Origin of the sequence: Pseudoalteromonas luteoviolacea DSM 6061, from assembly GCF_001625655.1 — a bacterium.
GTDB classification, from domain to species: domain Bacteria; phylum Pseudomonadota; class Gammaproteobacteria; order Enterobacterales; family Alteromonadaceae; genus Pseudoalteromonas; species Pseudoalteromonas luteoviolacea.
This window is the reverse complement of record NZ_AUYB01000140.1, coordinates 64,625-90,845: the sequence shown is the minus strand read 5'-3', so window position 1 is coordinate 90,845 and position 26,221 is coordinate 64,625. Positions and strand designations below refer to the sequence as shown.

The window sequence follows — 26,221 nt, the reverse complement described above, 5'->3', positions numbered from 1 at the left end:
AGCGCGATTTTACACTATTTTTCTTACTGTGACTGTTGGATTTGCTGCTTTATTTGAGAGATCCGTTTAAAAAACGGCTTTGCAGCTAATAATTCTTCTGGTAAGTTGGCGCGCGCATTTTTTGCATCGTTTAATTGACTATATGGTGCTAAAGTAACAAACCACCAAGTTTTACCATTGCGCAGAACTTCGGCAACCTTAAGATTATCTAACTGATGCATTGCGATAAAATCTTCCGCAACTTTTTTATCAGTGACGGCTAATAGCTGAATACTCCATTCTGTATTTGGACGCGAGATAAACCAAGTGTTGTCATTTCCCATTTCAATGAGGAGCTGCGTTTGTTGGCTTGTTTCGGCGTTTGTTAGGCTGGTCTTGCTCGACAGTGTTACTGAATTATTTGCAACTGCCTCTTCTGTTTTTTGCCCTTGATTTGAAGGGGGATTGGAAACTGCCACTTCAGCTTGCTCAGAGCCATTGCCGACAGGTTCAGTAGTACTTTCTATAACGCTCTTTGCTTCTTCAGCAATGCCTGGCTGTGTTAATAACGCTCCCAAGACGAGCGAAACCTGAGCAGGTTCTGTCTTAGCAGCCTCTTCCGTAGTGATTTCTCTACTTTGAGCTTCCAAGTTTACATCATCAGAATCGCCACCTTTCAACACTTGCTCTGCTTCAAGTACCGTTGGTTCAGACAGAATAACCGATTCTTGACTGACCACAGATTGGCGCTGTTCAAATAAATTCATTAACTGTTTATTGTACAAAGCGGCCACCAAGCACAGGGCTAAAACGACAGAAAATGCAGCAATAAAATAGTGCTTTTGTTTGTATTTTGTCGGGGGCTTTGCTCTGAGATCTAAACTTTGGCTATCTTTTTGCCAGCCAAGTAATACACTGGGGTTACCGTGTGCTTCGGCAATAAAAGTACTGAAGATTGGATCATCTTCTGAAGGTAACTCTCTAAAAAACATTTTCATAAGTTGCTTCGACTCTGAAAACGAGAGAGCTTCAAGGTGAATATCCAGTGCCCCTGGTAACATACCTGGAGATTGTGCAGTCACTAATATATAGAGTGTGCTGGGAGCTCTAGTTGCTAATGTTTGGAGCTCAGTAATCAATTCATCACTCAGGTGACGAGCACCATCAATTACCCACAAACAGGGCTCCGCTGGCTGCTCACTGTGTAAAATGAAAAAGTTTTCAGATAAGGAAAGCTTTTGATCGACGATAGGAGATCGGAATGTATGCTCCATCAATTGTCGAATGATATCTACATCTTTACTTTGAGCGGAAAGCTGAATAAATGCTTTTGAGAAATCTTCATATTTATCAGTTATAAAGCTCTCTGCTAAATAACTTTTACCTAGGCCGGAGTTGCCAACCAAACATATTAAGCCTTGTCCGTACTCAAATTGCATCGCAATTCGGTCTACCAAGGCAGCTCGGCTTGGTAATATTTGAGACTGCATTACTGCCCTATTAAGTTACCTACACTTTCATCAGAGACATCATCAACCAGTGCACACACACCCATTGCCGTTGGTACGATAAAGCGAATTCTACCGCGCTTGTTCTTTTTATCTTTACGCATATGGTGAATAAATTGCTCAGATGTCATTTCACTTGGCGGAGCTATAGGTAAATTGTATTGCGCTAACAATGTGCATACACGTTCAACTTCTTGCACAGTAATGTCACCTCGTTGCTCGCCTAATTGCATTGCCAGTACTATTCCAGCTGAGACCGCTTCACCATGCAACCAATTGCCATACCCCATCTCAGCCTCAATTGCATGGCCAAATGTGTGACCTAAATTGAGTAAAGCTCTAAGGCCTGCTTCTTTCTCATCCTGTGCAACGATTTCAGCTTTAATCTCGCAGCACCGATAAATGACCTTATTGAGGATCTGTGTCTCTAAGGCTGTTAGTTGCTCTGATCCGCTCTCCAAAACCGCCAAAAACTCGGCATCATAAATAAGTCCATACTTAATTACTTCAGCCATACCAGCTGCAAACTCTCGAGGCGGCAAAGTACGTAAAGTATTGGTATCAATGAATACAGCTTTAGGTTGATAAAACGCACCAATCATGTTCTTGCCAAGCGGATGGTTAACTGCTGTTTTCCCACCAACAGAAGAGTCCACTTGAGAAAGGAGTGTCGTAGGAATTTGAATAAAAGGCACACCCCGTTGATAGGCGGACGCCACAAATCCTGTTAAATCACCAATAACCCCACCACCGAGTGCAATAAGACAGGTATCACGACCACAGTTATGCTCTAGTAAAAAGCCACATATCTTTTCAAACCACTCTAGGGTCTTGAACTGCTCACCGTCTGGGATAATAAAGTGTAAAGGGGAAAGATCATTTAACTGCTCTTGCAAAGCTGTTAAATAAAGGGGCGCAATGGTTTCATTGCTAATGATCACAGGACGACTACTGCCAATATGTTGTCTAAGTCGCCCCTGATCGGACAATAGATCTTGACCAATATAGATGGGATAGCTGCGCTCGTTCAAATCCACATTTAATTCAAGCATCACCACTCCCTCCTTTTTTATTGGTTATTAGAAATCTAGTTTGTCGATAATTTGATTTGCAACCACTTTAGCACTCTGCTCATCAGTGCGTACAACGATATCAGCAACTTCGCTGTACAAATGATTACGTTGCTCTGCCAAATCTTCTAAAATTTTTCTTGAGTCTTCGCCAGTTTGCAACAGAGGTCGGCGCTTATCTCGCTGTGTTCGTGCCACTTGTTTTTCAATTGGCGTTTCTAAATACACGACTATCCCACGAGCTGACAGTTTGTTGCGCACTTCTTTACTGATAACTGAACCACCGCCTGTTGCCAGAACAATGCCCTGCTTTTCAGTAAGATCTGAAATCACAGTTTCTTCACGCTTACGGAAACCTTCTTCGCCTTCAATATCGAATACCCAAGCGATATCAGCACCAGTACGGCGCTCAATTTCTTGATCCGAATCGAAAAATTCAAGGTGTAACTGATCGGCAATGTGACGACCAATTGTGCTTTTACCAGCCCCCATAGGGCCTACTAGAAATATATTACGTTTCTCAGCCATATCTTATTTAGTACAAACGAACTCTAAAATTTGAAATAAAACCCCGCCTAACGACCTGGCCCCAAAATTAAGGAGGGGATTATCTCAGTATTCCATTCAAAATTTCAAGTCAAAAGGCGCAAATTCCACCTTTATTTGTCAATTTCTCGCCATTATAAATTGTCATTCATAATTCTAGGTGTGACAAAAATCAATAACTCTCTCTTTTCATTGATTTCTTTCGTGTTTCTAAAAAACATGCCTAAGTAAGGCACATCACCCAACAGCGGAACTTTACTTACTGCATTGGTGGTTTCTTGTTGATATATACCACCAAGCACCACTGTTTGCCCATTGTCGACTAATACTTGTGTCTGTATTTGTTGGGTGTTTATTGCTACCGCAGGACCATTTGCGGTTTGTACTGTATCACCTCGAGTATCTTGAGTGATAATTAAATCCAAAATTATTTTATTATCTGGTGTTATTTGTGGAGTAACTTCAAGGCTCAAAACCGCCTTTTTGAATTCCACCGAAGCCGCACCACTGGACGTTGCCTCTACAAATGGAATCTCTGTACCCTGCTCTATACGTGCAGTTTTTTGATTCGCAGTTGTTATGCTGGGCGTTGCGATAATCTCGCCTTTATTTTCCTGCTCAAGTGCCGTCAACTCTAAATCTATTAATGTCCCGTCAGATAGTTTAGCGATATGCATACCGATACTGGCTGCTGTCCCCTGCACCGGCAGATTCACATTCAATCTGTCGGATAACTGTGGAATAGTGCCACCAGATAGCAACTCTGTTGCAGTCAAATTACCAGAAATTGCGTCTGTTCCCTGCTGATCACTAAAGCCCCAACGAATACCAAGGTCTTCTTGAACATTATCCGTTACCGTCACCATACGAGACTCTATCCGAACCTGTTTAACTGGTACATCAAGTTTTTCAACCATACGTCGTACATTTTCAATACTGCGCGCTGTATCTTTGATTAACAGGGTGTTTGTACGTACATCAACGGACACACTACCGCGTAAGCTAATGATAGAGTTAACATCTGTTTTCAACAAATCTGAAAACTCTTGTGCTTTGGCATAATTGAGCTGGATATATTCCGTATATAAAGGCTCTAACTCTTCAACTTGCTTTCTGGCTTGTAGCTCTTTTGCTTCACGCGCACTCAACTCTTCCGAAGGCGCAACCATTAGAATAGAACCTTCCATTCGTTTATCCAGTCCTTTAACCCTTAAAACCACATCTAATGCTTGATCCCAAGGCACACCATCTAAACGAAGTGTGATGTTGCCAGATACCGAATCACTGGTTACCAAGTTAAAGTTATTTGTATCAGCAATTATTTGCAATACAGAGCGCACAGGAATGTCTTGGAAATTCAGAGTAATAGGTTGCCCTTGGTAAGACTTTTCACCACCAAAACTGAACTCATTAGTGTCTTTCTCAACCGTCAGCGTAAAGATATTTTCTAGTTGTTGGTAATTAAACTTGAACGCTGCATTAGGCTCTATGACGATACGAGTCTTATTCTCCTCTCTGAATGTTTCAATTTTACTAACAACAGTACCAAAATCTGTGACATCTAATTCGTACAAGTGATCGTCATCAATACTTATGTGATGGAAGTCGGCAATAATTTTGTCGCCAACTTGCTGTACATCTATGGCACTTTGTGAAGTATTCAAAAAGGCAAGGATTTGCGCGGCCCCCTTTTCAGTCCTTTTAAAGTCAATACTTTGAATACCGTTGATATATTGATTAGAGTCAGCAGACGCACTGGGATCAGGGATCGGCTGATCTGAAACTTGAAGGTAAACCAAGTTGTTTTTTACTGTCGTTTTGTACAACTTTAACGCTTCTAAAGCGATGCTTATTTTGAAGCCCCCTTCTTCCATGTAGCTACTGATCGACTTGATACCTGCTTTGTTAATCGCTAATTGCTTGAGGCTTTCCTCGAATTCGGCATCAGAAAAAAACAGCTCTAATCTCGCAGGGTCACTCAAGACTTGAACTTGAGGCTCAATATCAAGCTGCTCGTCAAATACCAGCTGTAACTCGGTCTCACCAGAAGGAACTGGATTGTATCGAATATCATATAGCATAGGGATTGCTTGTGAGAGCATTGAAGCTCCTAGCAATGCTCCACCAATAAGCGTTTTCGCAAAGCTATTCGCTAGATTGCGCGTCATAGTCATTTCACCTTTTTATTATTCGCTCGCGCCAATTTCATCAGCTTCTGGCATTTCTATCGTAGTAAGACGTTCTTTCCAACACCCTGAGCCATCTGGGATGAGTTCCATTAACTCAACTCTATCGGAAAATACACCGACAACTTCTCCGTGGTAAAGTCCCATATACTGTCCTTCTTTTATTCTATATAGACCCTGATCTGCTGCTTTAATCAAGGCCCAAGTAGACGCATTTGTAGCGATAATCCCTTTCATTACCAAATTGTCTAAAGGAAATTTTTCTAGCGGGTCTCGTGCTCTCTCCGGATCTGGGTGCAAACAATTTTTTATCTGCACCAAGCGGCTTTCAATGACCTCAGGTTCTGGCGCAACAAAGGGACTGCGCAATTCAGAAGCCTGATAAGCAAAATGCTCAAAATTCATCATTTCAGGGATCGGCTCTATATATGGCGTCGCGCTCGCCTGAACTTTGTCTATATACTCTTTTTGTTCTGCGGTGTCGTCGTTACACCCAGATAATAATACTAACACTAACGCTGGCGTCAGCCACTTCATTGGCTTTCCCCTTGCTCATACCGGTATGTTTTTGCCACCACACCAAATACAAGTGAGTTATTACCAGCATTTTCAATTCTAAAATCATGCAAACTAACAATTCGAGGAAGTTGAGCAACCTTGCTGACAAACTCGCCAAACTCGTGATAGCTCCCGACCACCTCTAAATTAATTGGCAGTTCAGTATAAAATTCTTTTTTAACTTCAGGTAACCAACCAATTTTGAGAAAAGTTAAACCACTGGATGTACCAACGTAAGTCAAATCATCAAGTAACCCTGGCGTTTCATTTGATGTTGGTAATTTTCGTAAAAGCTGAGAAAACTGATCTTCCATGTCGAGCATTTGCTGGCGATATAGTTCTAAGTTGTTAGACCGACCATATTTAATACGATAGCTTTTACGTAACTCCTGCTCTTTTCTAACAGCGCCTTCATATCTATCAATAGATGCGGACACCAACATAGTGTAACCGACAATAAGCATGATGAGCACAACCATGGCACAGCACAATACTTTAACTGGTAAAGGCCACTCACCGATATTGTCTAATTCAATTTCATTCCAATCTATTTCTTGTAGTGCTTTTACATCCAGTTTCATGTAGCAGGTACTCCAGACTGCGTGTCATCTCCTTGCTGACGCTCTTGCTCCATTTGTTCGAACGACTTCACGTAAAAGTGCATCATAAAATCACTCAAAAGCCTGTCATCATTACTGCCTGCTACAATCCCTTGAATAACAGGCCGTTCTAATAAATAGGACGACTCTACCGCCCGTAGCATTTGTGATAAGCGGTTATTGGACTCGCTCCGCCCAATCACTTTAATCATATCGCCAGTGCGTTCTAAGCTTGTTAGATATACACCTGCAGGTACCACCCTAGCCACTTCATCAATAATTTGAGTGCCCAAATTACGATTACTTTGCAGTACTTCGATTAAACGTATACGCCTTTGTAAGTTTTCTTTTTGTTTGTTGAGCCCTTCAATCTCGCCAATTCGTTTATCTAGCTTGACGATTTCACCTTGTAAATATCGGTTTTTTATTTCCTGCCCTTGACGCAAGCCATCATAAAAAGTGCCCATCAAATACATAAGAGCCAAACTGCTTGCCACAATCACAGCCAAAATCGTTAAAAACTTTTGTTGCGAAGCCTGTCGCTGTTGCTCACGCCAGGGCAATAAGTTTATATGTGGCATGTTGAAAAGCTCCTCAAAGCCAACCCAGTGGCTATCGAAAATTGAGAGCGATGTCGATTTAAAACACTTCTATCGACTTTAGGCGCAACTTCCATATTCGCAAATGGATCGCCAATTATACTGTGTACGCCCAATTCATCTACCAACAATCGATCCAACCCTTCTACCAAAGCGGTGCCGCCCGTCAGGATGATATAATCAACCTGATCATGGCCGCTTGTCGTCATAAACATCTGTAACGCTCTTCTGATTTGCTGTAACAGAGAGGTTTGAAAAGGCGCCAACACTTCAAACGTGTAGTTGGGCGGTAAGTCTCCTGTCGTTTTTGCAAGTTCAGCTTCATCAAAAGTTTTATTGTAGTACGCAACTATGCTATTCGTGTACTGTTCGCCGCCAAATACTTGATCTCGCGTATAAAGCGTTTTACCCGACTGTACCACACTGATCAGAGTAACAACGGCTCCGATATCAATAATAGCAACAACTTTGTCATATGCATCAGAAGGCAGTTGTTCGTATAAAACGTCGACCGAGCGGGCCAGAGCATAGCTTTCAACATCCACAACCTTCGCTTTGAGGCCTGATTCTTCCAACGCCCCCACTCGAGCTTGGACACTCTCGGTCCGAGCGGCAGATAAAAGTACATTCACCTTTGATGGGTCGGCTTCATTCACAGAGAGTTTTTCAAAATCCAAACTAACTTCGTCTAACGGGTACGGGATCAAGCTGTCAGCTTCAATGGCAATCTGAGATTCCAATTCAGCATCTGTTAAAGATACATCCATGAAAATCATTTTGGTAATTACTGTCTGTCCGGAAACCGCGACAGAAGCATAGTGTGAGCCTTTTGGTAAGCGTTTTTTTAGCTTTGAGATGACGCGCCCAATCGCTTCGATATCTTGAATTGCACGCTCTTTCATAGCACCTTTTGGCAAGGGTTCAATTGCAACCGCTTCAACTCGGAAACCTGCACTGGACTCTGCGAGAAGTACCGCTTTTATACAATGTGAACCAATGTCGATCCCGACCATTAACGGTGCGTGCTTTTTAAATATTTGATCAAACATGCAATTAACCCAAATATCTTATTTAGTAGTTATCTTGGCGTTTCGTGTTAGAAGTTAACAATTGATACGCCTTAAGTATTATGCATTATACTTACCAAACAACTTCGGTGCATCTTTTAACACCTGTCCGGGCAGAAGAATTTACGTAAAAGTTATTAATCGTTTTTTAATCAGGATATACTAACAGTGTCCAATAGCAATTGGGAGTCTAAGTAGGGATAAATTCGTGAATTTATTAAAAAGATTATTACAGACTGTTTTCGTTTTTGGCCTTATTGGCGTATTGATTCTAATCGGCTTGTACTTCTATGTGAAATCCGACATCCCCAGCGTCAAAGTATTAAAAGACGTGCAGCTACAAACTCCAATGCAAGTATTTACGCGGGATGGCAAGCTTATCAATCAGTTTGGTGAGAAGCGTCGTATTCCCGTGCAAATCGCCGATGTACCCGAGCCTCTCTTAAATGCTTTTCTTGCAACAGAGGATAATCGTTTTTACGATCACTTTGGAATTGACCCCATTGGGATTGTACGTTCATTTATTGTATTAGTTAGTACTGGGCAGAAAAAACAAGGTGCCAGTACCATCACGATGCAGCTGGCTAGAAACTTTTTCTTAACCCGAGAAAAGGCCTATATCCGTAAGGTTAAAGAAATTTTTATCGCGCTACATATTGAGAGATTACTTAGCAAAGATGAAATTCTAGAACTTTATTTGAATAAAATAGAGCTTGGCCATCGTTCATTTGGCATTGGCGCAGCAGCACAGGTTTACTACGGTAAAGAACTGCGTCAACTAACGTTACCACAAATGGCGATGATTGCAGGGCTACCTAAAGCACCGTCAGCACTCAACCCAATCCGTAACCCCACTCGTGCCAAGGCGAGAAGAAATGTTGTTTTGGGACGAATGCTGGCTGAGAAATATATTACTCAAGCAGAATATAACGATGCCGTAAATGCGCCTATCACAGCCAAGCGCCACGGTGCAGAAATCGAGCTTTATGCACCCTATATCTCCGAAATGGTGCGCGCCTATATGGTAGAAAAGTATGGTACAGATACAGCGTATAACTCTGGATTCAGAGTGTATACAACGGTTGATTCCGCAACACAAGCCGCTGCACAACAAGCGCTAATTGATAATCTCCATGCTTATGACAAGCGCCATGGTTTCCGAGGTCCCACAGCGACATATTGGCAAGAAGATGAACTTCCTTGGCAAAAAGAACAAATTGTTGCGCGGCTGCAAAAAGTCAAAGCTATCGCACCATTACAGGCTGCTGTAGTCACAGCAGTCGAAGAGCAATCCGCCTCGGTGCTGCTGAGGACGGGTGAAACCATTAACCTTGACTGGTCAGCAATGCATTGGGCAAGGGCCTATATCAACGAAAAACGTCAAGGCCGAGCGCCTAAAACCGCAGCTGAAATTATCAAGCCAGGTATGCAAATATGGGTTAGAAACGTTGATGAAAAATGGCGTTTAAGCCAATTACCTCAGCCTTCTAGTGCCCTTGTTTCACTAGACCCCCAAAGTGGCCAAATCAAAGCCTTAGTGGGTGGTTATAGTTTTCAACAGAGCCAATATAATCGAGCTGTCCAGGCTAAACGTCAGGTTGGCTCTAATATAAAGCCATTCATTTACTCCGCCGCTTTGGAATCAAACTATACATTGGCAACCATCATCAATGATGCGCCGATAAATCATTGGGATAAAAGCCTTGGTATCGCGTGGCGCCCTAAAAATAGCCCTGATGTATACAGTGGGCCTATTCGTATCCGCAGAGCATTGGCGCAATCTAAAAACGTTGTCTCTGTGCGGCTCATGCGAGGTGTCGGATTAGAAAAAACCGCTGATCATATCCTCAAATTTGGCTTCAAAGACGAAGATGTTGTACGCAGTGAATCCTTGGCATTAGGCAGTGCAGCACTCACGCCGCTTGAAATGGCTCGAGGCATGAGTGCATTCGCAAATGGTGGTCATTTAATTGAACCTTATTTTATCGAGCGCATGACCGATTCATTTGGCAATGAGCTTGGCACAGCAAGTCCACTCAGGGTGTGTGATGAGATAGAGTTAGAAACAGACCCATATATCTGTGCCCCCCGTATTATCTCTGAGAAAAATGCTTTCTTAGTTGCTGATGCGCTCAAGAGCGCGATTTGGGGTGGTGGCAGCTGGCGCCATAAAACTGGTTGGACTGGCACAGGCTGGCGAGCGCAAGCTTTAAAACGTAAAGATTTGGCTGGAAAGACAGGGACCACAAACAATGCGGTCGATACATGGTTCACTGGATTCAATCGCAATGTATTAACCACTATTTGGGTTGGTTTTGATGATGCCAGTAAACCGCTCGGTCGAGCGACATACAATAGCAATTTGGGTAAACAGCAAATCGTTGGTGGTGAAGCTGGAGCCACTGCGGCACAACCAGCTTGGGTGCAGTATATGCGTCAAGCACTTAAAGAAGAACCTCTAGCCCCAATTGATCCACCGCCTGGTTTGGTCTCAGTGCGTATCGATTTAAAAACAGGTCTATTGAGCGAGAAAAACGACTTTACCAGTCGCTTCGAATACTTTGAGCGAGGCACCGTACCAACCAAGTATGTTCTGGACTCTGGTGGTAGTACACCATTTGAGGACTCTCTTCCTGAAACAGAAGAGTTGTTCTAAAGAGTAAGAAAAAGGCCATGCATCGCATGGCCTTTTTTATTGGGCAAATTTAAAGTTCGAAATCAGTTAATAGCGCTGAGTCTCTCCCAAGCTATTTTAAATTTTGCGTTAGCCAATACAAATCAGAGTGGATCCCTGCAGCTGTTACTTCTTTACCTGCGCCGGGGCCTTGAATCACAAGTGGATTCTGTTGGTACCATTGGCTAGTAATGACGAAAATATTATCGCCAGGTGTTAAATTTGCAATCGCGCTGCCACTTTCTACATAGGCAATACCGACTTTTGCAGCCACTTTACCGTGCTCATCAATATCCAGTGCGCCAGTATAGCGCAGTGCTTTTCCATCACGTGCAGCCTGCTCTGCACGCTGAGCATAAAACACATCCAAATCCTGTTTGTTGGCAAGAAACGCGCCCCAATCTCCCTGTGCCAAATGTGTCGGCATGAGAGGCTCTAATTCGATGTCTTCTACATCCAGTTCAAGGCCCAAGTCTCTAGCCAATATCAATAGTTTGCGTTGCATATCTCTGCCGGATAAGTCCTCTCTAGGGTCAGGTTCGGTATAACCCATTTGCTGAGCCTTGATGACCAAATCTGAAAAGGGCTGAGATCCGTCATAACTGCTACACAACCATGACAATGTGCCCGAAAACACACCTTCAATACGTGTTACTTTGTCACCACTGTTTTGTAAGTCTGCCAATGCAAAATTAATAGGCAGACCAGCACCAACGCTGGTGTTGTATCGCCAGAACAAATTACGCTCTTGTAATTGCTCAAGTAGTTTTGCGTACCAGTTTCGAGGAGCTGTGCCGGCATACTTATTGGCGCTGATCAAATGACAGTCTTGTTCAACAAAGCTTGGATACATATCACTAAACGCGTCACTGGCTGTAATATCAATTATCACTTTATGTTCATAATCTAGTTCACTAATTCGCTCCAACAAATCCGCTTGCGAATAGTGTTGTGACTCACTGCGCCACTGCTGCTGCCAATTACTAATACTGATCCCACTTGGACAGAACAACATCTCTTTTGAGCGCAATAACGCAACCACTTTTAAATCAAAAGCGGCTTGTAATTTCTCAATTTGTGCTTGGCACTGCTCAACAAACACTTCTCCGACATTGCCAAGACCCGCAATAATCACCGCTATTTCACGGCCTTTGTTAACCAGCTTGTCATGTAAAATAGCAAGTACATCACTATCGATAGATTGATCCGTTAAGAAAAGAGCATAATTACTGTCGCTGTGCGTAAAGCGTATAACGACATCTTGCTGCTCTAGCACGACAGCAGCTTGCTGACTCAGTTGTGTTATCTCATATTCAGGCGCTACGAGAGCCACGCCTCTTAAGTGTGTTTCTACGATGTTGCCACGACCTTGAAGATGGGTAGCGACGGCATGGGTATCATTACTTGGCACTAGCAAATAATCTTCACCGCCTTTGCTGAAATGGTGAATGCTGTGCTGGATAAGCTGGCTCAAAGTACGTACTTCACCATTCACTAACTCTTCAACACGAATTAAATCTAGCTCTTCAAACGTGGTAATAAAACGTTTTTCTTTGCTATAACCCTGCTTAACAATCTCTGTACCGATAATTTCAGGCTCATAGCTGCTACGCACCTGCAACTTGATATTGGTATCTTTGAGTGGTGACAAAGTCTTAGCATGTAATACTGGGTTACCCAATCGAGCAAGTAGATTTGCCTGCACTCTGCAAACTTTCGGGTATTTCACAGCAGAGCCAACTTTACGAGGATCCGTACTAAATACACCCTGTGTATCTGTCCAGATAGAGACGGCTTCCGCATCGATATAATTTGCTAACAGTGTGGCACTATAGTCACTGCCATTGCGCCCAAGCGTAATCGTGTTACCGTCGCAGTCTGCGGCAATAAATCCAGTGACAACATTAATTTTACTCGTGTCGATTTGGGATAAACACGCCTGTTTGTTTTGAGCGTGTAACAGTTGACCTTGATGCTGTGCAAATAGGCCACGCGCATCAACATCTGAAGCTGACACATTGAGTGTATTTAAAAGGTGCGCTAATAATCTCGCTGACCAGACTTCTCCATGCGCTAGCAAAGTCGCCTCATGTAATGTACGGGCATTTGCAGCTTTAGCAATGGTCACAAGCTCATCTTGTAGCTGACTGCGCAGAGACTGAGCTGACGCTTCAGAGAATAACTCACTAAGTAACTGACGTTGGTGATTCTCTACTTGCAACAGAATGTCGTTAAAGGCTTTATCATCTTGTTGCACATAGCTCTGCCACAATTTCACTAACGTATTAGTCGTTTTCCCAGCAGCAGACACTACAACACAATCCCCTGCTTTACAGTGACCCAGCACGATATTTGCGACCGCTTTATATCTTGTGGCTGAGCTTAAGCTCGAACCACCAAATTTATGTACTACTTTTGTCATTTTGATTACCACAATACCGTATGCGCAGGAGATAGCTTAAAGTCTTTCGCGCTGTCAGAATCACCTTGATTACCCGGTTGGATCTTTTTAAATGCTTGCTCAATGTCATTGAGTAAGTCTTCAACATCTTCGATGCCAACCGAAATACGAATTAACGTATCACCCACACCAGCTTCTAAGCGTGCCTGTGCATCCATGCCCGCATGAGTCATGGTTGCTGGGTGACAAATTAAGCTTTCAACACCACCCAAAGATTCAGCCAAAGAAAATTGAGTCAGAGAGGTCAAAAATGCCGCTGAATCTTGAAGGCCACCTTTAATATCAAAGCTCACCATACCACCAAAGCCATGCTGTTGCTTTTTAGCTAATTCATGTTGAGGGTGAGATGCTAGGCCTGGGTAATAAACCTGCTCCACAAAAGGTGATGCCTCTAGGTACTTTGCAATTGCGAGTGCATTTTGTTCATGCTGTTTTAAACGCACTTTCAAAGTTCTCAATCCACGCAGCGTTAAATAGCTGTCAAACGGCGAACCCGTAATACCAATATTATTTGCCCACCACGCAAGTTCTTCACCAAGCTCTTTCGTCCGAGCAATAACAGCGCCACCCACCACATCAGAGTGACCATTAATGAACTTAGTGGTCGAGTGCACAACAATATCCACCCCAAACGCAATTGGGTTTTGCAATGCCGGCGATAAAAAGGTGTTGTCAGCGGCAACCAAAGCACCACAACCATGTGCTGCTTTTACAACTGCCTCAATATCAGTCAGTCTTAAAATAGGGTTGCTCGGCGTTTCAATCCAGACTACTTTCGGCGCTATTTCAGCAATCTGCTCTAAGCTTTCAGGTTTAGTCAGATCTAAAACAACAACTTTTAATAAGCCTCGTTTTTCCAATGATGTAAATAAACGATAGCTGCCGCCATAACAATCATGTGGGATTACCAACGTATCATCATGATTGAGCAATTGGGTAACTAGATGCACAGCGGCCATACCTGTGGCCGTAATGATGCCTTTTTCACCACCTTCTAGTTGCATTAGCGTATCAGCTAAGATATCTCTATTTGGATTTCCGCTACGACCATAATCATAGTCTCGCTTTTTATCGAAATCAGCAAACGAGTAGGTTGTAGAGAGATAAAGAGGCGGCACAACTGCGCCATGGTGCTTATCGGCATCAATGCCATTTCTAACTGCGATAGTTGACTTGTTGCTTTGGCTCATAGGTCACCTAGATACTTGGATGTTTAGACGTCTAAAAGGTTAGATGAACAAATCAAAGAAGTCAAAACATTTATACTTCTACATGGCTAAATAACTAGTATTTGACTATCTTTTTCAAACCGATAAAATTTCGCCACAAAGCGATCTCGTATGTAAATAAGACTGAGTCTTTGACCAAATATGGCAAAAGACGTGTTGTTCTGCCACTTATGTATAAAGTGCCACCTAAAATGAGCTGGGCCACATTAGTTATACCGTCTGCAGTACACCCCACGTGCAAAAACACAGTCTTATTTGCATCCCAAGTAAACACTGAGGCAAGTACAGAATTATGGCTAAATGGAACGGTGAATATGTTCACCCTTATGCAGAACACGGTAAAAAATCGGAGCAGGTGAAAAAAATCACTGTCTCTATTCCTCTGAACGTACTTAAAGTACTGACAGATGAAAGGACTCGTCGCCAAGTAAATAACTTACGCCACGCGACTAACAGTGAATTATTGTGTGAAGCATTTTTACATGCCTTTACAGGACAGCCTTTACCAAATGATGAAGATTTAAGAAAGGATAACCCAGAAAAAATCCCAGCCGAAGTGCGCACTATTATGGAAAAAATGGGCTTGGATATTCCAGAGATCAACGAAGAATAAAAAACCTTCGTCATAAAACCAAAAAAGCCTCACTGTGTGAGGCTTTTTCGTGGGGGACGATTATGCCATGTAATTTTCCGGCATATCAATTTGTGCAACGCCCGAATCTATTGCAGCTTGCGCAACCGCTTTAGCAATACGAGGTAAAAGACGCGGGTCCATAGGTTTTGGAATAATATACTCAGAGCCAAACTCTAAGCTATCCACTTCAGCCGCAACCAATACTTCTTGTGGCACAGGCTCTTTAGCAATACTACGGATCGCTTCAACAGCAGCAATCTTCATTTCATCATTGATGGCTGTAGCTCGTACATCCAAAGCGCCACGGAAAATAAACGGGAAGCACAATACATTATTAACCTGATTCGGATAATCTGAACGACCTGTCGCCATAATCAAATCATCGCGTGCACCATGAGCAACTTCTGGGCTGATCTCAGGATCTGGGTTTGAACAAGCAAATACCACTGGCTTGTTAGCCATTAGCTTGAGGTCTTCTGGAGATAGTAAATCAGGGCCAGATACGCCTACGAACACATCGGCTTCAGCAATAACGTCTTGTAAAGTGCGCTTATCTGTATTATTTGCAAATAGCGTTTTATATTCATTTAAGTCATCGCGGCGTGTATGAATAACACCTTTACGGTCAAGCATGTATATATGCTCACGTTGCGCACCACATTTTATCAGCAATTCCATACAAGCGATCGCTGCCGCACCAGCGCCCAAGCAGACAATAATTGCTTCTTTAATATCTTTGCCTTGGATTTCCAACGCATTCAACATACCTGCCGCTGTTACAATCGCTGTACCGTGTTGGTCATCATGAAAGACTGGTACATCACATCGCTCAATCAAGGCTTTCTCAATTTCAAAACATTCTGGTGCTTTAATATCTTCTAAGTTGATACCACCAAATGTGTCGGCAATATTTGCGACTGTATTAATGAAATCTTCTGTGGTGCGATGTTTTACTTCGATATCGATTGAGTCCAAGCCTGCAAAGCGTTTAAACAATAGTGCTTTACCTTCCATCACTGGCTTAGAAGCCAAGGGGCCTAAGTTACCTAAACCTAAAATCGCGGTGCCGTTACTGATCACAGCAACCATGTTGCCTTTACCAGTATAACGGTATGCATTAGCAGGATCTGCTGCAATTTCACGTACGGGCTCTGCAACACCTGGGCTATATGCAAGCGCAAGATCTTTTACTGATTCTGCTGGTTTGGTAAGCTCAACACTGATTTTACCTGGGACGGGGTGAGCGTGGTAATGTAATGCTTTTTCACGTAAATCTGACATGACGCGATTTTTTCCTACGAGAAGTTAATAGTGAGAGTGAGATAAAAATTCGCTAACTGCTTTCACAATACCCTTTTTGAAAATTAATTCAAGCACTATCAGGTCTATCCTGTTTAAGGATATTTTTTAGAATTTAGCGACTTTTACGCGACTTTTCATCCAATTTTTTGCCTATAAAATAACTCAGAAAACACCGCTTAAACGCCTTTCTGAGTAATTATTATGCAAAAGTTAACGCAAAAACAACTCATTGAAAATTAAACTACATATCAATGCACTTTAACTTAAGATAACGACATTTAGTGACATTTGAATGAATTTAACCTATTAAAAAGTAAATCACTACAGCATAAATATTCAAAACTAGAAATAATTTAAACACTTAACGCCACTAAACCAAAGGCTAAATCCCCTCGCTTTGCGAAGTTAAGTTATACATATGCTATACAACAAATATGGCAACTTTTTAATACAATACCAAATTGGGATAATATTTAGTCTTAGAAAGAAATAAGCATGTGATATGAGGTAAGAAGAAGAAGTACGTGTTGTATAACGAAAAAAAGCACCCGTAGGTGCTTTTTTGCATTACTAAGCTGTGGATTAACGCTTAGCAGATAGCGCACCGAAGCGCTTGTTGAAGCGATCAACACGACCACCAGTATCAAGGATCTTCTGCTTACCAGTATAGAACGGGTGACAAGAAGAACATACGTCTAGGTGAATGTCTTTACAAAGTGTTGAACGAGTCTCGAATTTGTTACCACAAGAGCACGTAGCTGAGATCGTCTCGTACTTAGGGTGAATACCTTCTTTCATAGGGAACCTCTAATTAAGGCCGTATCGCTCTCCAAACCCGAAGTCTGGCACCATACGTCGTTATACAAATAAATTGGACGCGTATTTTATGGCGAATATGCTCAAACTACAAGCAATAAATTGACCAATTTAGTGATTTTTCTTACTCCTCTTATAATACCAGTAATTTACGCATACAAGCTCTCAAGGGATCAGGTATACTCAAGCCCACAATACCGTCTTTTCAACAGCAATCGGCTCACCCTTTGGAGAACAAATGCCATTTGCAGCTGTCGCAATAAAAGTCCCCTTACATAGAACTTTCGATTATACCTATGATACTTGTCAGGCCCCATGCGTAGGTGGCCGAGTATGGGTTAAGTTTGCCAACCGCCGTTGTGTTGCCGTGGTGACAGAGCTAAAAGAGCACAGTGATGTGCCAAAGGATAAGGTCAAAGCAATAGAATCCGTAATCGATGAAATGCCAGTCCTTAGCAAATCACACTTGGCATTTTTACGCTTTGCCAGCCAATACTATTGCTATCCATTTGGTGATACGTTATTCACTGCTTTGCCTGGCGCGCTGAGAGATGGTGAAGATATCGACAAAACTCAAACGCCAATTTTGACCCTCACAGAATCAGGACGTACAACAACACAACTGCGTGCGAAAAAGCAACTTGCTCTGTTGGAACAATTGCGCAGTGCAGGAGATGCAACAGGCACAGAATTAAAGACCTTAGGTTTCAGCCAAGCGCAAATAAAATCACTGTTAGAGAAGCAGCTTATCCGTGAAGAATTACGACAAGATACCTCTTGGCAATCTACACCATTGCAAATTGGCAACAAACCAACGCTCAATCCAGAGCAAGCAACTGCATGCAGTGCAATCAACCATAACCAAGGGTTTCGTACTTTTTTAATTGAGGGTGTCACGGGAAGCGGCAAAACAGAGGTTTACTTACAGTGTCTTGAAAAAGTACTTGCAGCTGGGAAACAGGCTTTAGTATTAGTGCCAGAAATAGGCCTTACACCGCAAACGGTTAATCGCTTTAAACGACGCTTTCCAGGTTTACCAATTGATTTGTGGCACTCTAACCTGACGGATAATGAACGACTTCATACTTGGCGTCGAGCTCAACAAGCAACCACGGCACTAGTTATAGGCACGCGATCGAGTATTTTTTTACCTTTTCAGTCTTTGGCCATGATCATCGTAGACGAAGAACATGACCACTCTTTTAAACAACAAGATAGTCTGCGCTACCATGCAAGGGACTTGGCCGCTTACCGTGCTAATCAGTCACAGATCCCGCTATTATTGGGCACTGCTACACCAGCTTTGGAAACCCTAAAAAAGGCACTAGATAACAAATATCAGCTCATTACACTAAGTAAGCGCGCACAAACCAGCCAAGATAACAGTTTTCATATCATAGATATGAAAGCGCAACAAACCCAAGCTGGCTTTGCTAGTAGCAGTTTACAAGCTATCAAACGAACATTAGCACTTGGTAAGCAGGCTATGGTGTTTCTCAATCGTCGCGGCTTTGCCCCGACTTTGATTTGTCACGAATGCAGCTGGATAAGTGACTGTGAGCGATGCAGCACTAGCGCAACTTATCACAAAAACATGCAACGCCTGGTGTGCCATCACTGTGGTGAGCAGCAATTTGTGCCACATCAGTGCCCAGACTGCGGTAGCACGCAGATCATGCCAACAGGCCTTGGCACTGAGCAGTTGGAAGAATTTTTGACGACCGAATTTCCTGATATCCCTGTCTGCCGTATCGACAGAGATTCAACTCGTCGAAAAGGCAGCCTAGAAAGTGCATTAGAGCGCATTCATCAAGGCGGTGCACAGATCCTCATTGGTACGCAAATGCTTGCCAAAGGACACCACTTTCCAGATGTATCGCTGGTAATTATTCTCGATGTCGACAGTGGTTTGTACTCGTGCGACTTTAGAGCAACTGAGCACATGGCACAGTTAGTCACACAAGTTGCGGGACGCGCAGGTAGAAGTGGCGAACCGGGCACAGTATTGCTACAGACTCACTTCCCTGAACATCCTCTACTACAAGATCTGGTGAACAATGGCTATCAAGATTTTGCCCGCTATGCCTTAACAGAAAGGCAAGAAGTACAACTTCCTCCTTATGCGCATCTGGCAATAGTCCGAGTAGAAGCCACATCCGCACATTTAGTTATGACATTTTTATCGGATCTGGTTCCTGCACAGCCATTCTCTGGTATACAATTGCTTGGGCCAATTCCTGCCCCAATGGAGCGTTTGGCAGGAAAATATCGCTATCAACTACATATACAGGCAACACAACGTAATACTTTGCATCAATATCTAATGCAGCTTAAGGATTATATTGGCAGTCACAAGCTAGCAACGAGAGTACGTTGGAATATTGATGTGGATCCGATGGATACCTTTTAAACTATTATGGCACAACACGATTATATAAATAAAACTCCAAAAAAAGGGCAGAAGAAGAAGCAACCCACAGCTCAAAAGCCTTTCCCTACAGTTCTCGCTGTTTTCGCGTTACTGCTGATTGGCGGGTTTGCTTATGGACTTTGGTACATCAAACAGAATGCTGACCCAGTGAAAGTACAGCAAGCTCAACAGCCAGCAAAAATAGAAGCGCCTGCTGAAGAAAAGAAAGCATTGCCAAGGCCTCCTCCATTTATCAAAGATATGGAACAAGCTACTGTAAATGCAGAAGTAAGAGAAATAAAATCTAAAGGTCCTTTTCAGATGCAATGTGGCTCATTTAGGACCTATGAGCAAGCTGAAAAACGCAAAGCTCGCATTGCCTTTGCGGGACTCATTTCCGAGATCCGTAGAACAGAAGGCAGCAATGGGGTCTGGTACCGAGTGCGTCTGGGTCCATACGATAAAAAGCGTGCAGCAGAAAGCGATAAGAACCGTCTAAAGCGTATCAAAATTGTCGATTGTGGAATTTGGGGTTGGACTTGAAATTAGCACAGCCGCCCTCATCTATGCATTTATTGATATAATTATCCGAGGCAAAGGCCTCTTTTAAGGAATACTATGACTACTATCGTAAGCGTTCGTCGCGGTGACAAAGTTGTTATCGGCGGTGACGGCCAAGTTTCTCTTGGCAATACGGTGATGAAAGGCAATGCCAAAAAAGTGCGTCGCCTATACAACGGTAAAGTACTAGCGGGCTTTGCTGGTGGCACTGCCGATGCATTTACACTGTTTGAACGTTTTGAAACTAAATTAGAAATGCACCAAGGCCACCTTACTCGAGCGGCAGTCGAAATGGCCAAAGACTGGCGCACAGATCGCGCACTACGAAAGTTAGAGGCTTTACTAGCCGTGGCTGATGAAACCGCGTCATTAATTATCACTGGTAACGGTGATGTTGTTCAGCCTGAGCACGACCTTATTGCTATCGGCAGTGGCGGCAACTTCGCTCAAGCTGCTGCGACAGCGCTCATTGAAAACACCGATCTTAGTGCGCGCGAAATTGTCGAGAAAAGCTTAAAGATTGCGGGTGATATCTGTGTATTCACAAACAACTTCCAGACCATCGAAGAATTGTAATAGGAAAATCCATGACAGCAATGACACCTAGAGAAATCGTTCATGAGTTAGACCAACACATTATTGGTCAGGACAAGGCTAAGAAAGCGGTTGCAATTGCACTTAGAAACCGCTGGCGACGCATGCAATTAAACGACGATTTACGTGCTGAGGTAACACCTAAAAACATCTTAATGATAGGTCCAACTGGTGTTGGTAAAACTGAGATCGCACGTCGACTAGCAAAATTGGCTAATGCACCTTTTATCAAAGTCGAGGCAACCAAATTTACTGAAGTAGGTTATGTCGGCAAAGAAGTTGAAACGATTATTCGCGATTTGGTTGAAGTGTCTTTCAAAATGACTCGTGAGCAGCAGACTAAAAAGCACAAACACCGTGCAGAAGAAGCTGCTGAAGAACGTATTTTAGATGCGTTGCTGCCACCAGCAAAAGACGCCTGGGGCGAAGCACAACCCGCAGAAAACAGCTCTACTCGCCAAGTTTTCCGTAAAAAACTGCGAGAAGGTCAATTAGACGACAAAGAAATCGATATTGATATCGCTGAAACATCACCCCAAGTTGAAATTATGGCTCCTCCTGGTATGGAAGAAATGACCAACCAACTTCAGGGGATGTTCCAAAACCTATCTGGCGACAAAAAGAAAAACCGTAAGCTAAAGATTAAAGAAGCATTTAAACTGCTGATCGAAGAAGAAGCTGCGAAGTTAGTCAACCCGGAAGAACTTAAAGAGCAAGCCATTTTTGCTGTAGAGCAAAACGGTATTGTTTTTGTTGATGAAATTGACAAGATTTGTAAGCGTGGCGAAGCGTCCGGTCCAGATGTAAGCCGAGAAGGCGTACAACGCGACTTACTCCCATTAATCGAAGGCTCAACGGTAAGTACCAAGCATGGTATGGTAAAAACAGATCACATTCTGTTCATTGCTTCCGGTGCGTTCCAGATGGCAAAACCATCTGATCTGATCCCTGAACTACAAGGCCGCTTACCAATCCGCGTTGAACTAGAAGCGCTAACTGCAAAAGACTTTAAGCGTATTTTAACCGAGCCTCACGCTTCTTTGACAGAGCAACAACAGGCATTACTGCACACTGAACAGGTATCTGTTGAGTTCACTGATGACGCCATTGAACGCATTGCTGAAGCAGCTTGGCAAGTAAACGAAAAAACCGAAAATATCGGTGCTAGACGTCTGCATACTGTAATGGAAAAACTGATGGAAGAAATCTCTTACGATGCTTCAGACAAAGCTGGTCAGTCGCTCACAATCGATGCGAAATACGTTGAACAGCATTTAGATGTATTAGTACAAGATGAAGATCTCAGTCGCTTCATTCTTTAACTGAGGAAAGGGCCAGCACAAGCTGGCCTTACTTTTATGTATCAAGTCACAAAATTACATTATCACCGTATCAGCAAAATGCTCGACATTCACTTTGACGACGACTTAGTCGTTGCATTAAGTAGTGAGTTTTTGCGTACCCACTCTCCCTCGGCAGAAGTGCAAGGCCATGGCCCTTCACAGCAACAGCTAGTCCTAAATAAGCAAGATGTGCAGATCTCTCAGTTAGAGCCTGTTGGCCACTATGCGGTTCGACTTTGTTTTGACGATGGTCACAATTCTGGACTGTTTAGTTGGCAATACTTACGAAAGCTCTGTACAGAACACGCATCATTATGGAGTGCCTATCAACAAAGAGTTGAAGCACACCATCAAAGTAAAAACAGCGTTCCGATTAAGTTTATTCCTTAACAACACTAGACCAAGATAAATTATTGCGCGCTGACACCTGAAATGTGAATAGCACTTTGGCTGGATAAAAGAGTAAAGTGCCTAAAACGGTTACTTTAGGCACTGGCTGGAATTTTAGACTTTGTACTTGTCAATGGCCATATGCAGTGCTCTAGCCTGTTCCGAAAGCTCTTCACTGCTTTGCGCATTAGATGCTGCGTGCTCAGACGCCCCCTGAGCGATGTCCCTGATTTTCACAACATTTTTATTCACTTCAGACGCCACTTGGTTTTGCTCATCAATGGCTGTTGCAATGTGGGTACTCATATCCATGATATTTTGTACATCTTCCGTTATCAAGCCTAAGAGTTCACCGGCTCTTTCGGCCTGTTCAACACTCTCATTACTTTGACCACGACACTCTTCCATGATGCTTACCACATCTTGAGTACGCTGCTGTAACGTCGAAATAATACTTTCTATCTCTTGAGTAGAGTCCTGAGTACGCTGAGCTAATGAACGCACTTCATCTGCCACAACTGCAAAGCCTCGCCCTTGCTCGCCAGCACGTGCCGCTTCGATTGCCGCATTGAGCGCGAGTAAGTTAGTTTGCTCAGCAATGCCGCGAATAACATCCAATACCGAGCCGATTGTTTCACCATCACGCTCTAACTGACCGACCACTTCGGATGCGCCACTTAACGAGTGCGATAACGCCATAATATGGTCGATGGTTGAAGTCACTTCGCTGCGACCTTGTTGAGCATTGTTATTGGTTGATTCGGCTTTTTGCGCAGCCGCTTCCGTATTGTGTGAAATATCCTGTATCGTCGCCTGCATTTCTGTTGCAGCCGTTGCCACCATATCCGCTTCGTGAAGCTGCTCATTCATACCAGCACTGGTTTGCGCCGTAGTTTGCGATAAATGGTCTGTGGCATCATTGATGGTCACTAATGCACGATTAACATCGGAAATCAGCTCTTTAAAATCACCGATCAGACTATTGAAGTCACGGGTCATCACCGTGATTTCATCATTCCCGGTTTGCTCAATGAAAATACCTAAATTGTTCTCCCTTCTAATGCGTTCAATGGTTTGATATACGCGTTCAACAGGGCGAATAATGGAGCGGCTAGTGGACCAGACTAAAAACATCACAATGACACCCGCGACAATGAAAATCACAATCGCGACAAATTTTGCAAATTCCGCGTTATTATTAATTTCTTGCTTGGTCTGTTCGACAATCGCAACAACCACAGCATCACTTTGCTGTACAATTCGCTTCATCTCACCTAGTGCACCACTGTCAAGATCTACACCTAGTGCTACTTGCGTATCAATCAAGCCTTTAAACTTACTTTGATACACATTAAGTAGGCTAATTAATTCTTGTTGGTAGCTATTACTGTGAGAAGACTCTCTAATTTGCGCCTCAAAGGTCTCAATATGTTTATTGAATTTACCAAGATACTTTGTATCTAGGCGGAGCATAAAGTCTTTTTCTGCTCTACGAAGCTGTAGCATCGTTGTTAGCAGCTTATAGTCTTCTTTTTGTTTAAGCAGAGTTTCCACGCCATGAACGGCTTTACGAAGTTCACCATACAGTGCATCTTTTGGATGTAAACCAATCGTTCTTTGCAGCGAGACAACATGATTAAATGATTGGTGGTATTGCTTAACCAACTCATCAAACTGCCCTAGCTGCGATCGGTCTATATTAAACTCGACAAAGATCTCGTTTAACAATGCTTTCTTAGTTTGCAACTGACGATATTCGTTTTCAAACTTTTCTAGCGCTTCAATATCTTTATAGAACAAAAAGTTCTTTTCATATTTGCGCATTGAGAGTTCGTGAACATCCAGCTCTTCAGCATATTGAATTGTTTCATTTAAGCGGCGCATTGTATTGGCTTCGATGATTATCACCGCCAACATCACAAGCAATGCTACACCCACAACTACCGCGTTTATCTGCAAACGCCTTTTAATGGTGAGATTTTCAAGTAGAGCCATACAGTTACCTAATTATTACAGAACCTGCAATATAGTATAGCCAAACTCACCTTGCGTCGAAATTCAATCTACAACTTTAAGCAATTTTTTTTCAAAATGCTCATCTATCATGCAACTTTGTTCCTATTTTCAAGGATCGGATGCCATAAACTATCGTGAAGTGCACTGTAATCTTGCCATTGTCCTTTTGCTAACCAATTTGCTAAAGGCGTTGCATCCGATGGAAAATCAATGACCTGCCCCTCTGGATATTCCAACCATTCCGCCAATGCTTCTGAATTTAGGTAGTTCATAACATTTGCAAGTCCCAGCGACTCAAGTGTCAACGCATTGCTCTGCTGCTCAAACTGTCCTTGCAGTGGCTTTAACAATAACTTCTTACCGTATTTAAGCGCTTCACTCGACAGTTCAAAACCAGCATTAGCAACCACCCCAGAGGCACTGGCCAAGTCCTCTAAAAAGCCTTGCCTTGAAGGGGCACGTAAATGAATATGATTGATTGACTGATCCATCGCATCCGGGTGATAGCAATAAAACTCCCTATCTGGAAAATCTCCCAGCAGCTCCACAATACTATTAAGGTCCTCAAAAGGCAGGTACACCAGAACTTTATTTGGAATGGATGCTTGATGGGCACCATGATATGCAATGAATGGCGGTACGATGTTCTTTGCAAATGGCTGCCAATGAACCCCTAAAAAGACATCTGCTGGGGCAAACCAGCGAATGAGTGCACGCTGCATTGCACCGGCACCAAACAAGGGAACTTCTGGGGATAAAAAAGCGGCTTGATGACTCATCGCAACAACAGGAACCTTAGCCAATTTAGCAGCCCATGCAGATATTGGTTCGAAGTCATTAAATACCATATCATAGCGTTTGATGTTTAATGATTTTACGTCACGAACAAACGTCCCCAATTTTAACTGCTTTGCGGTTTCACGATAGTTTAATCGGCCACTTTTTGTGATAAAACTCATACCTGTGCGCGTTTGAAACTCGCCAAAGACATCCATATCAAAGTACTGATCTGCTGGACGACCAGAAAATAAATAGTCTACTTCGATATTCATGCTCTTGAAACATTCAGCCATTACACGTGCACGTGTAATGTGGCCATTCCCTGTTCCCTGGATACCGTATAATATTTTCATAACTCTCCTAAAATTCCAATTGCCAACACAGCACACCCGCTGCCCATCAACGCCCCTATAATCACATCAATTGGATAATGGACTCCCACCAACACCCGCGACAAAGACACCCCCATTGCCCATACAATGAGTGGAATAGTCAATACCGGGTACACTTCCATTAAGCAGGTTGCATATAGCCATGCGCCTGCACTGTGTCCTGAGGGCAAACTAAACTTATCACTGGGTGTGAGCATGGCCTTCACAGCCAAACAGTCACATGGCCTCACTCTGGCAAAGTGATTTTTCAAAACAAAATACAAAGGCCGCTCAATGGCAAATGCCAACAGTACCGTTTGAAAGAAAGTGACACCTACTTTTCCCATAAAGTATCCGTTAAGCAGCGCAAGGACCACGTATAGCCCTCCATTGCCACTTTTAGATAACATCAACATTAACCACTTAAACCATGGTCCTCGCTTCGGCTTGTAAAGTGCAAAGTAAAGCGCCGTATCCAGCTTAATTATTTGTGCTTTCATCATAGTTGCTTACATTTGTTCACAAATT

22 protein-coding genes are annotated in these 26,221 nt (G+C 43.0%); 7 read left to right on the top strand and 15 right to left on the bottom strand.

Annotated features, from left to right (window positions below; translation table 11 throughout):
• Window positions 1-23 precede the first annotated feature (23 nt).
• The 8 genes from N475_RS22230 to N475_RS22195 all read right to left on the bottom strand — a co-directional run bounded on the left by N475_RS22230 (window position 24) and on the right by N475_RS22195 (window position 8,094).
• Complete coding sequence (locus tag N475_RS22230; RefSeq protein WP_063356873.1) at window positions 24-1,469, bottom strand: SPOR domain-containing protein; 1,446 nt, start codon at window positions 1,467-1,469, stop codon at window positions 24-26.
• Complete coding sequence (aroB, locus tag N475_RS22225; protein ID WP_063356874.1) at window positions 1,469-2,539, bottom strand: 3-dehydroquinate synthase; 1,071 nt, start codon at window positions 2,537-2,539, stop codon at window positions 1,469-1,471. The genes N475_RS22230 and aroB overlap by 1 nt, the downstream gene beginning before the upstream one ends.
• Window positions 2,540-2,566: 27 nt before the next feature.
• Complete coding sequence (gene aroK / locus N475_RS22220) at window positions 2,567-3,085, bottom strand: shikimate kinase AroK (RefSeq protein WP_036975093.1); 519 nt, start codon at window positions 3,083-3,085, stop codon at window positions 2,567-2,569.
• Window positions 3,086-3,237: 152 nt separating this feature from the next.
• On the bottom strand, window positions 3,238-5,271 hold the full coding sequence (locus N475_RS22215; RefSeq protein ID WP_063365980.1) for a type IV pilus secretin PilQ: 2,034 nt from the start codon (window positions 5,269-5,271) through the stop codon (window positions 3,238-3,240).
• Window positions 5,272-5,289: 18 nt separating this feature from the next.
• On the bottom strand, window positions 5,290-5,826 hold the full coding sequence (locus N475_RS22210; protein WP_063356876.1) for a pilus assembly protein PilP: 537 nt from the start codon (window positions 5,824-5,826) through the stop codon (window positions 5,290-5,292).
• Window positions 5,823-6,428: a type IV pilus inner membrane component PilO gene (locus N475_RS22205; RefSeq protein ID WP_063356877.1), complete on the bottom strand. Its 606-nt coding sequence runs from the start codon at window positions 6,426-6,428 to the stop codon at window positions 5,823-5,825. The genes N475_RS22210 and N475_RS22205 overlap by 4 nt, the downstream gene beginning before the upstream one ends.
• Window positions 6,425-7,027 (bottom strand): PilN domain-containing protein, encoded by a 603-nt coding sequence (locus tag N475_RS22200; RefSeq protein WP_063356878.1) that lies wholly within the window; start codon window positions 7,025-7,027, stop codon window positions 6,425-6,427. Before N475_RS22200 ends, N475_RS22205 begins: the two co-directional genes overlap by 4 nt.
• On the bottom strand, window positions 7,015-8,094 hold the full coding sequence (locus N475_RS22195) for a pilus assembly protein PilM (RefSeq protein ID WP_063356879.1): 1,080 nt from the start codon (window positions 8,092-8,094) through the stop codon (window positions 7,015-7,017). Before N475_RS22195 ends, N475_RS22200 begins: the two co-directional genes overlap by 13 nt.
• Before the next feature lie 226 nt (window positions 8,095-8,320).
• Between N475_RS22195 and N475_RS22190 the strand changes: the two genes are divergently transcribed.
• Window positions 8,321-10,768, top strand: a complete 2,448-nt coding sequence (locus tag N475_RS22190) for a penicillin-binding protein 1A (protein WP_063365979.1) — start codon at window positions 8,321-8,323, stop codon at window positions 10,766-10,768.
• Window positions 10,769-10,859: 91 nt separating this feature from the next.
• Here the strand turns inward: N475_RS22190 and metL are convergent, their stop codons facing one another.
• Both metL and metB read right to left on the bottom strand, forming a co-directional pair.
• On the bottom strand, window positions 10,860-13,208 hold the full coding sequence (gene metL / locus N475_RS22185; protein ID WP_063356881.1) for a bifunctional aspartate kinase/homoserine dehydrogenase II: 2,349 nt from the start codon (window positions 13,206-13,208) through the stop codon (window positions 10,860-10,862).
• Between the two features lie 5 nt (window positions 13,209-13,213).
• Window positions 13,214-14,437: a cystathionine gamma-synthase gene (gene metB / locus N475_RS22180; protein WP_063365978.1), complete on the bottom strand. Its 1,224-nt coding sequence runs from the start codon at window positions 14,435-14,437 to the stop codon at window positions 13,214-13,216.
• Window positions 14,438-14,768: 331 nt separating this feature from the next.
• Here metB and metJ point away from each other — a divergent pair, with 331 nt between their 5' ends.
• Entirely contained in the window at window positions 14,769-15,089 is a 321-nt protein-coding gene (metJ, locus tag N475_RS22175; RefSeq protein ID WP_063356883.1) for a met regulon transcriptional regulator MetJ, read from the top strand.
• 60 nt (window positions 15,090-15,149) lie between these two features.
• Here the strand turns inward: metJ and N475_RS22170 are convergent, their stop codons facing one another.
• Entirely contained in the window at window positions 15,150-16,391 is a 1,242-nt protein-coding gene (locus N475_RS22170) for a malic enzyme-like NAD(P)-binding protein (RefSeq protein WP_063356884.1), read from the bottom strand.
• A 603-nt stretch (window positions 16,392-16,994) separates the two neighbouring features.
• Window positions 16,995-17,210 carry a 50S ribosomal protein L31 gene (gene rpmE, locus N475_RS22165; RefSeq protein ID WP_023398433.1) on the bottom strand — a complete coding sequence of 72 codons (216 nt, stop codon included), beginning with the start codon at window positions 17,208-17,210 and terminating at the stop codon, window positions 16,995-16,997.
• A gap of 256 nt (window positions 17,211-17,466) precedes the next feature.
• Here rpmE and priA point away from each other — a divergent pair, with 256 nt between their 5' ends.
• The 5 genes from priA (at window position 17,467) to N475_RS22140 (ending at window position 22,526) form a co-directional block, all read left to right on the top strand.
• Window positions 17,467-19,638: a primosomal protein N' gene (priA, locus tag N475_RS22160; protein WP_063365977.1), complete on the top strand. Its 2,172-nt coding sequence runs from the start codon at window positions 17,467-17,469 to the stop codon at window positions 19,636-19,638.
• Between the two features lie 6 nt (window positions 19,639-19,644).
• Window positions 19,645-20,181, top strand: coding sequence for an SPOR domain-containing protein (locus N475_RS22155; protein WP_063356886.1), 537 nt, complete (start codon window positions 19,645-19,647; stop codon window positions 20,179-20,181).
• Between the two features lie 75 nt (window positions 20,182-20,256).
• Complete coding sequence (hslV, locus tag N475_RS22150; protein ID WP_010386191.1) at window positions 20,257-20,775, top strand: ATP-dependent protease subunit HslV; 519 nt, start codon at window positions 20,257-20,259, stop codon at window positions 20,773-20,775.
• Between the two features lie 11 nt (window positions 20,776-20,786).
• Window positions 20,787-22,115 (top strand): ATP-dependent protease ATPase subunit HslU, encoded by a 1,329-nt coding sequence (gene hslU, locus N475_RS22145; protein WP_063356887.1) that lies wholly within the window; start codon window positions 20,787-20,789, stop codon window positions 22,113-22,115.
• Window positions 22,116-22,151: 36 nt separating this feature from the next.
• Complete coding sequence (locus tag N475_RS22140; RefSeq protein ID WP_063356888.1) at window positions 22,152-22,526, top strand: gamma-butyrobetaine hydroxylase family protein; 375 nt, start codon at window positions 22,152-22,154, stop codon at window positions 22,524-22,526.
• Between the two features lie 114 nt (window positions 22,527-22,640).
• Here N475_RS22140 and N475_RS22135 read toward each other — a convergent pair whose 3' ends face one another.
• The 3 genes from N475_RS22135 to N475_RS22125 form a co-directional block, all read right to left on the bottom strand.
• On the bottom strand, window positions 22,641-24,521 hold the full coding sequence (locus N475_RS22135; protein ID WP_063356889.1) for a methyl-accepting chemotaxis protein: 1,881 nt from the start codon (window positions 24,519-24,521) through the stop codon (window positions 22,641-22,643).
• A gap of 107 nt (window positions 24,522-24,628) precedes the next feature.
• The gene (locus N475_RS22130) at window positions 24,629-25,675 is read right to left on the bottom strand and encodes an MJ1255/VC2487 family glycosyltransferase (RefSeq protein WP_063365976.1); all 1,047 of its coding nucleotides are present in this window, start codon (window positions 25,673-25,675) and stop codon (window positions 24,629-24,631) included.
• Window positions 25,672-26,196: a phosphatase PAP2 family protein gene (locus N475_RS22125; protein ID WP_063365975.1), complete on the bottom strand. Its 525-nt coding sequence runs from the start codon at window positions 26,194-26,196 to the stop codon at window positions 25,672-25,674. The genes N475_RS22130 and N475_RS22125 overlap by 4 nt, the downstream gene beginning before the upstream one ends.
• Window positions 26,197-26,221 lie beyond the last annotated feature (25 nt).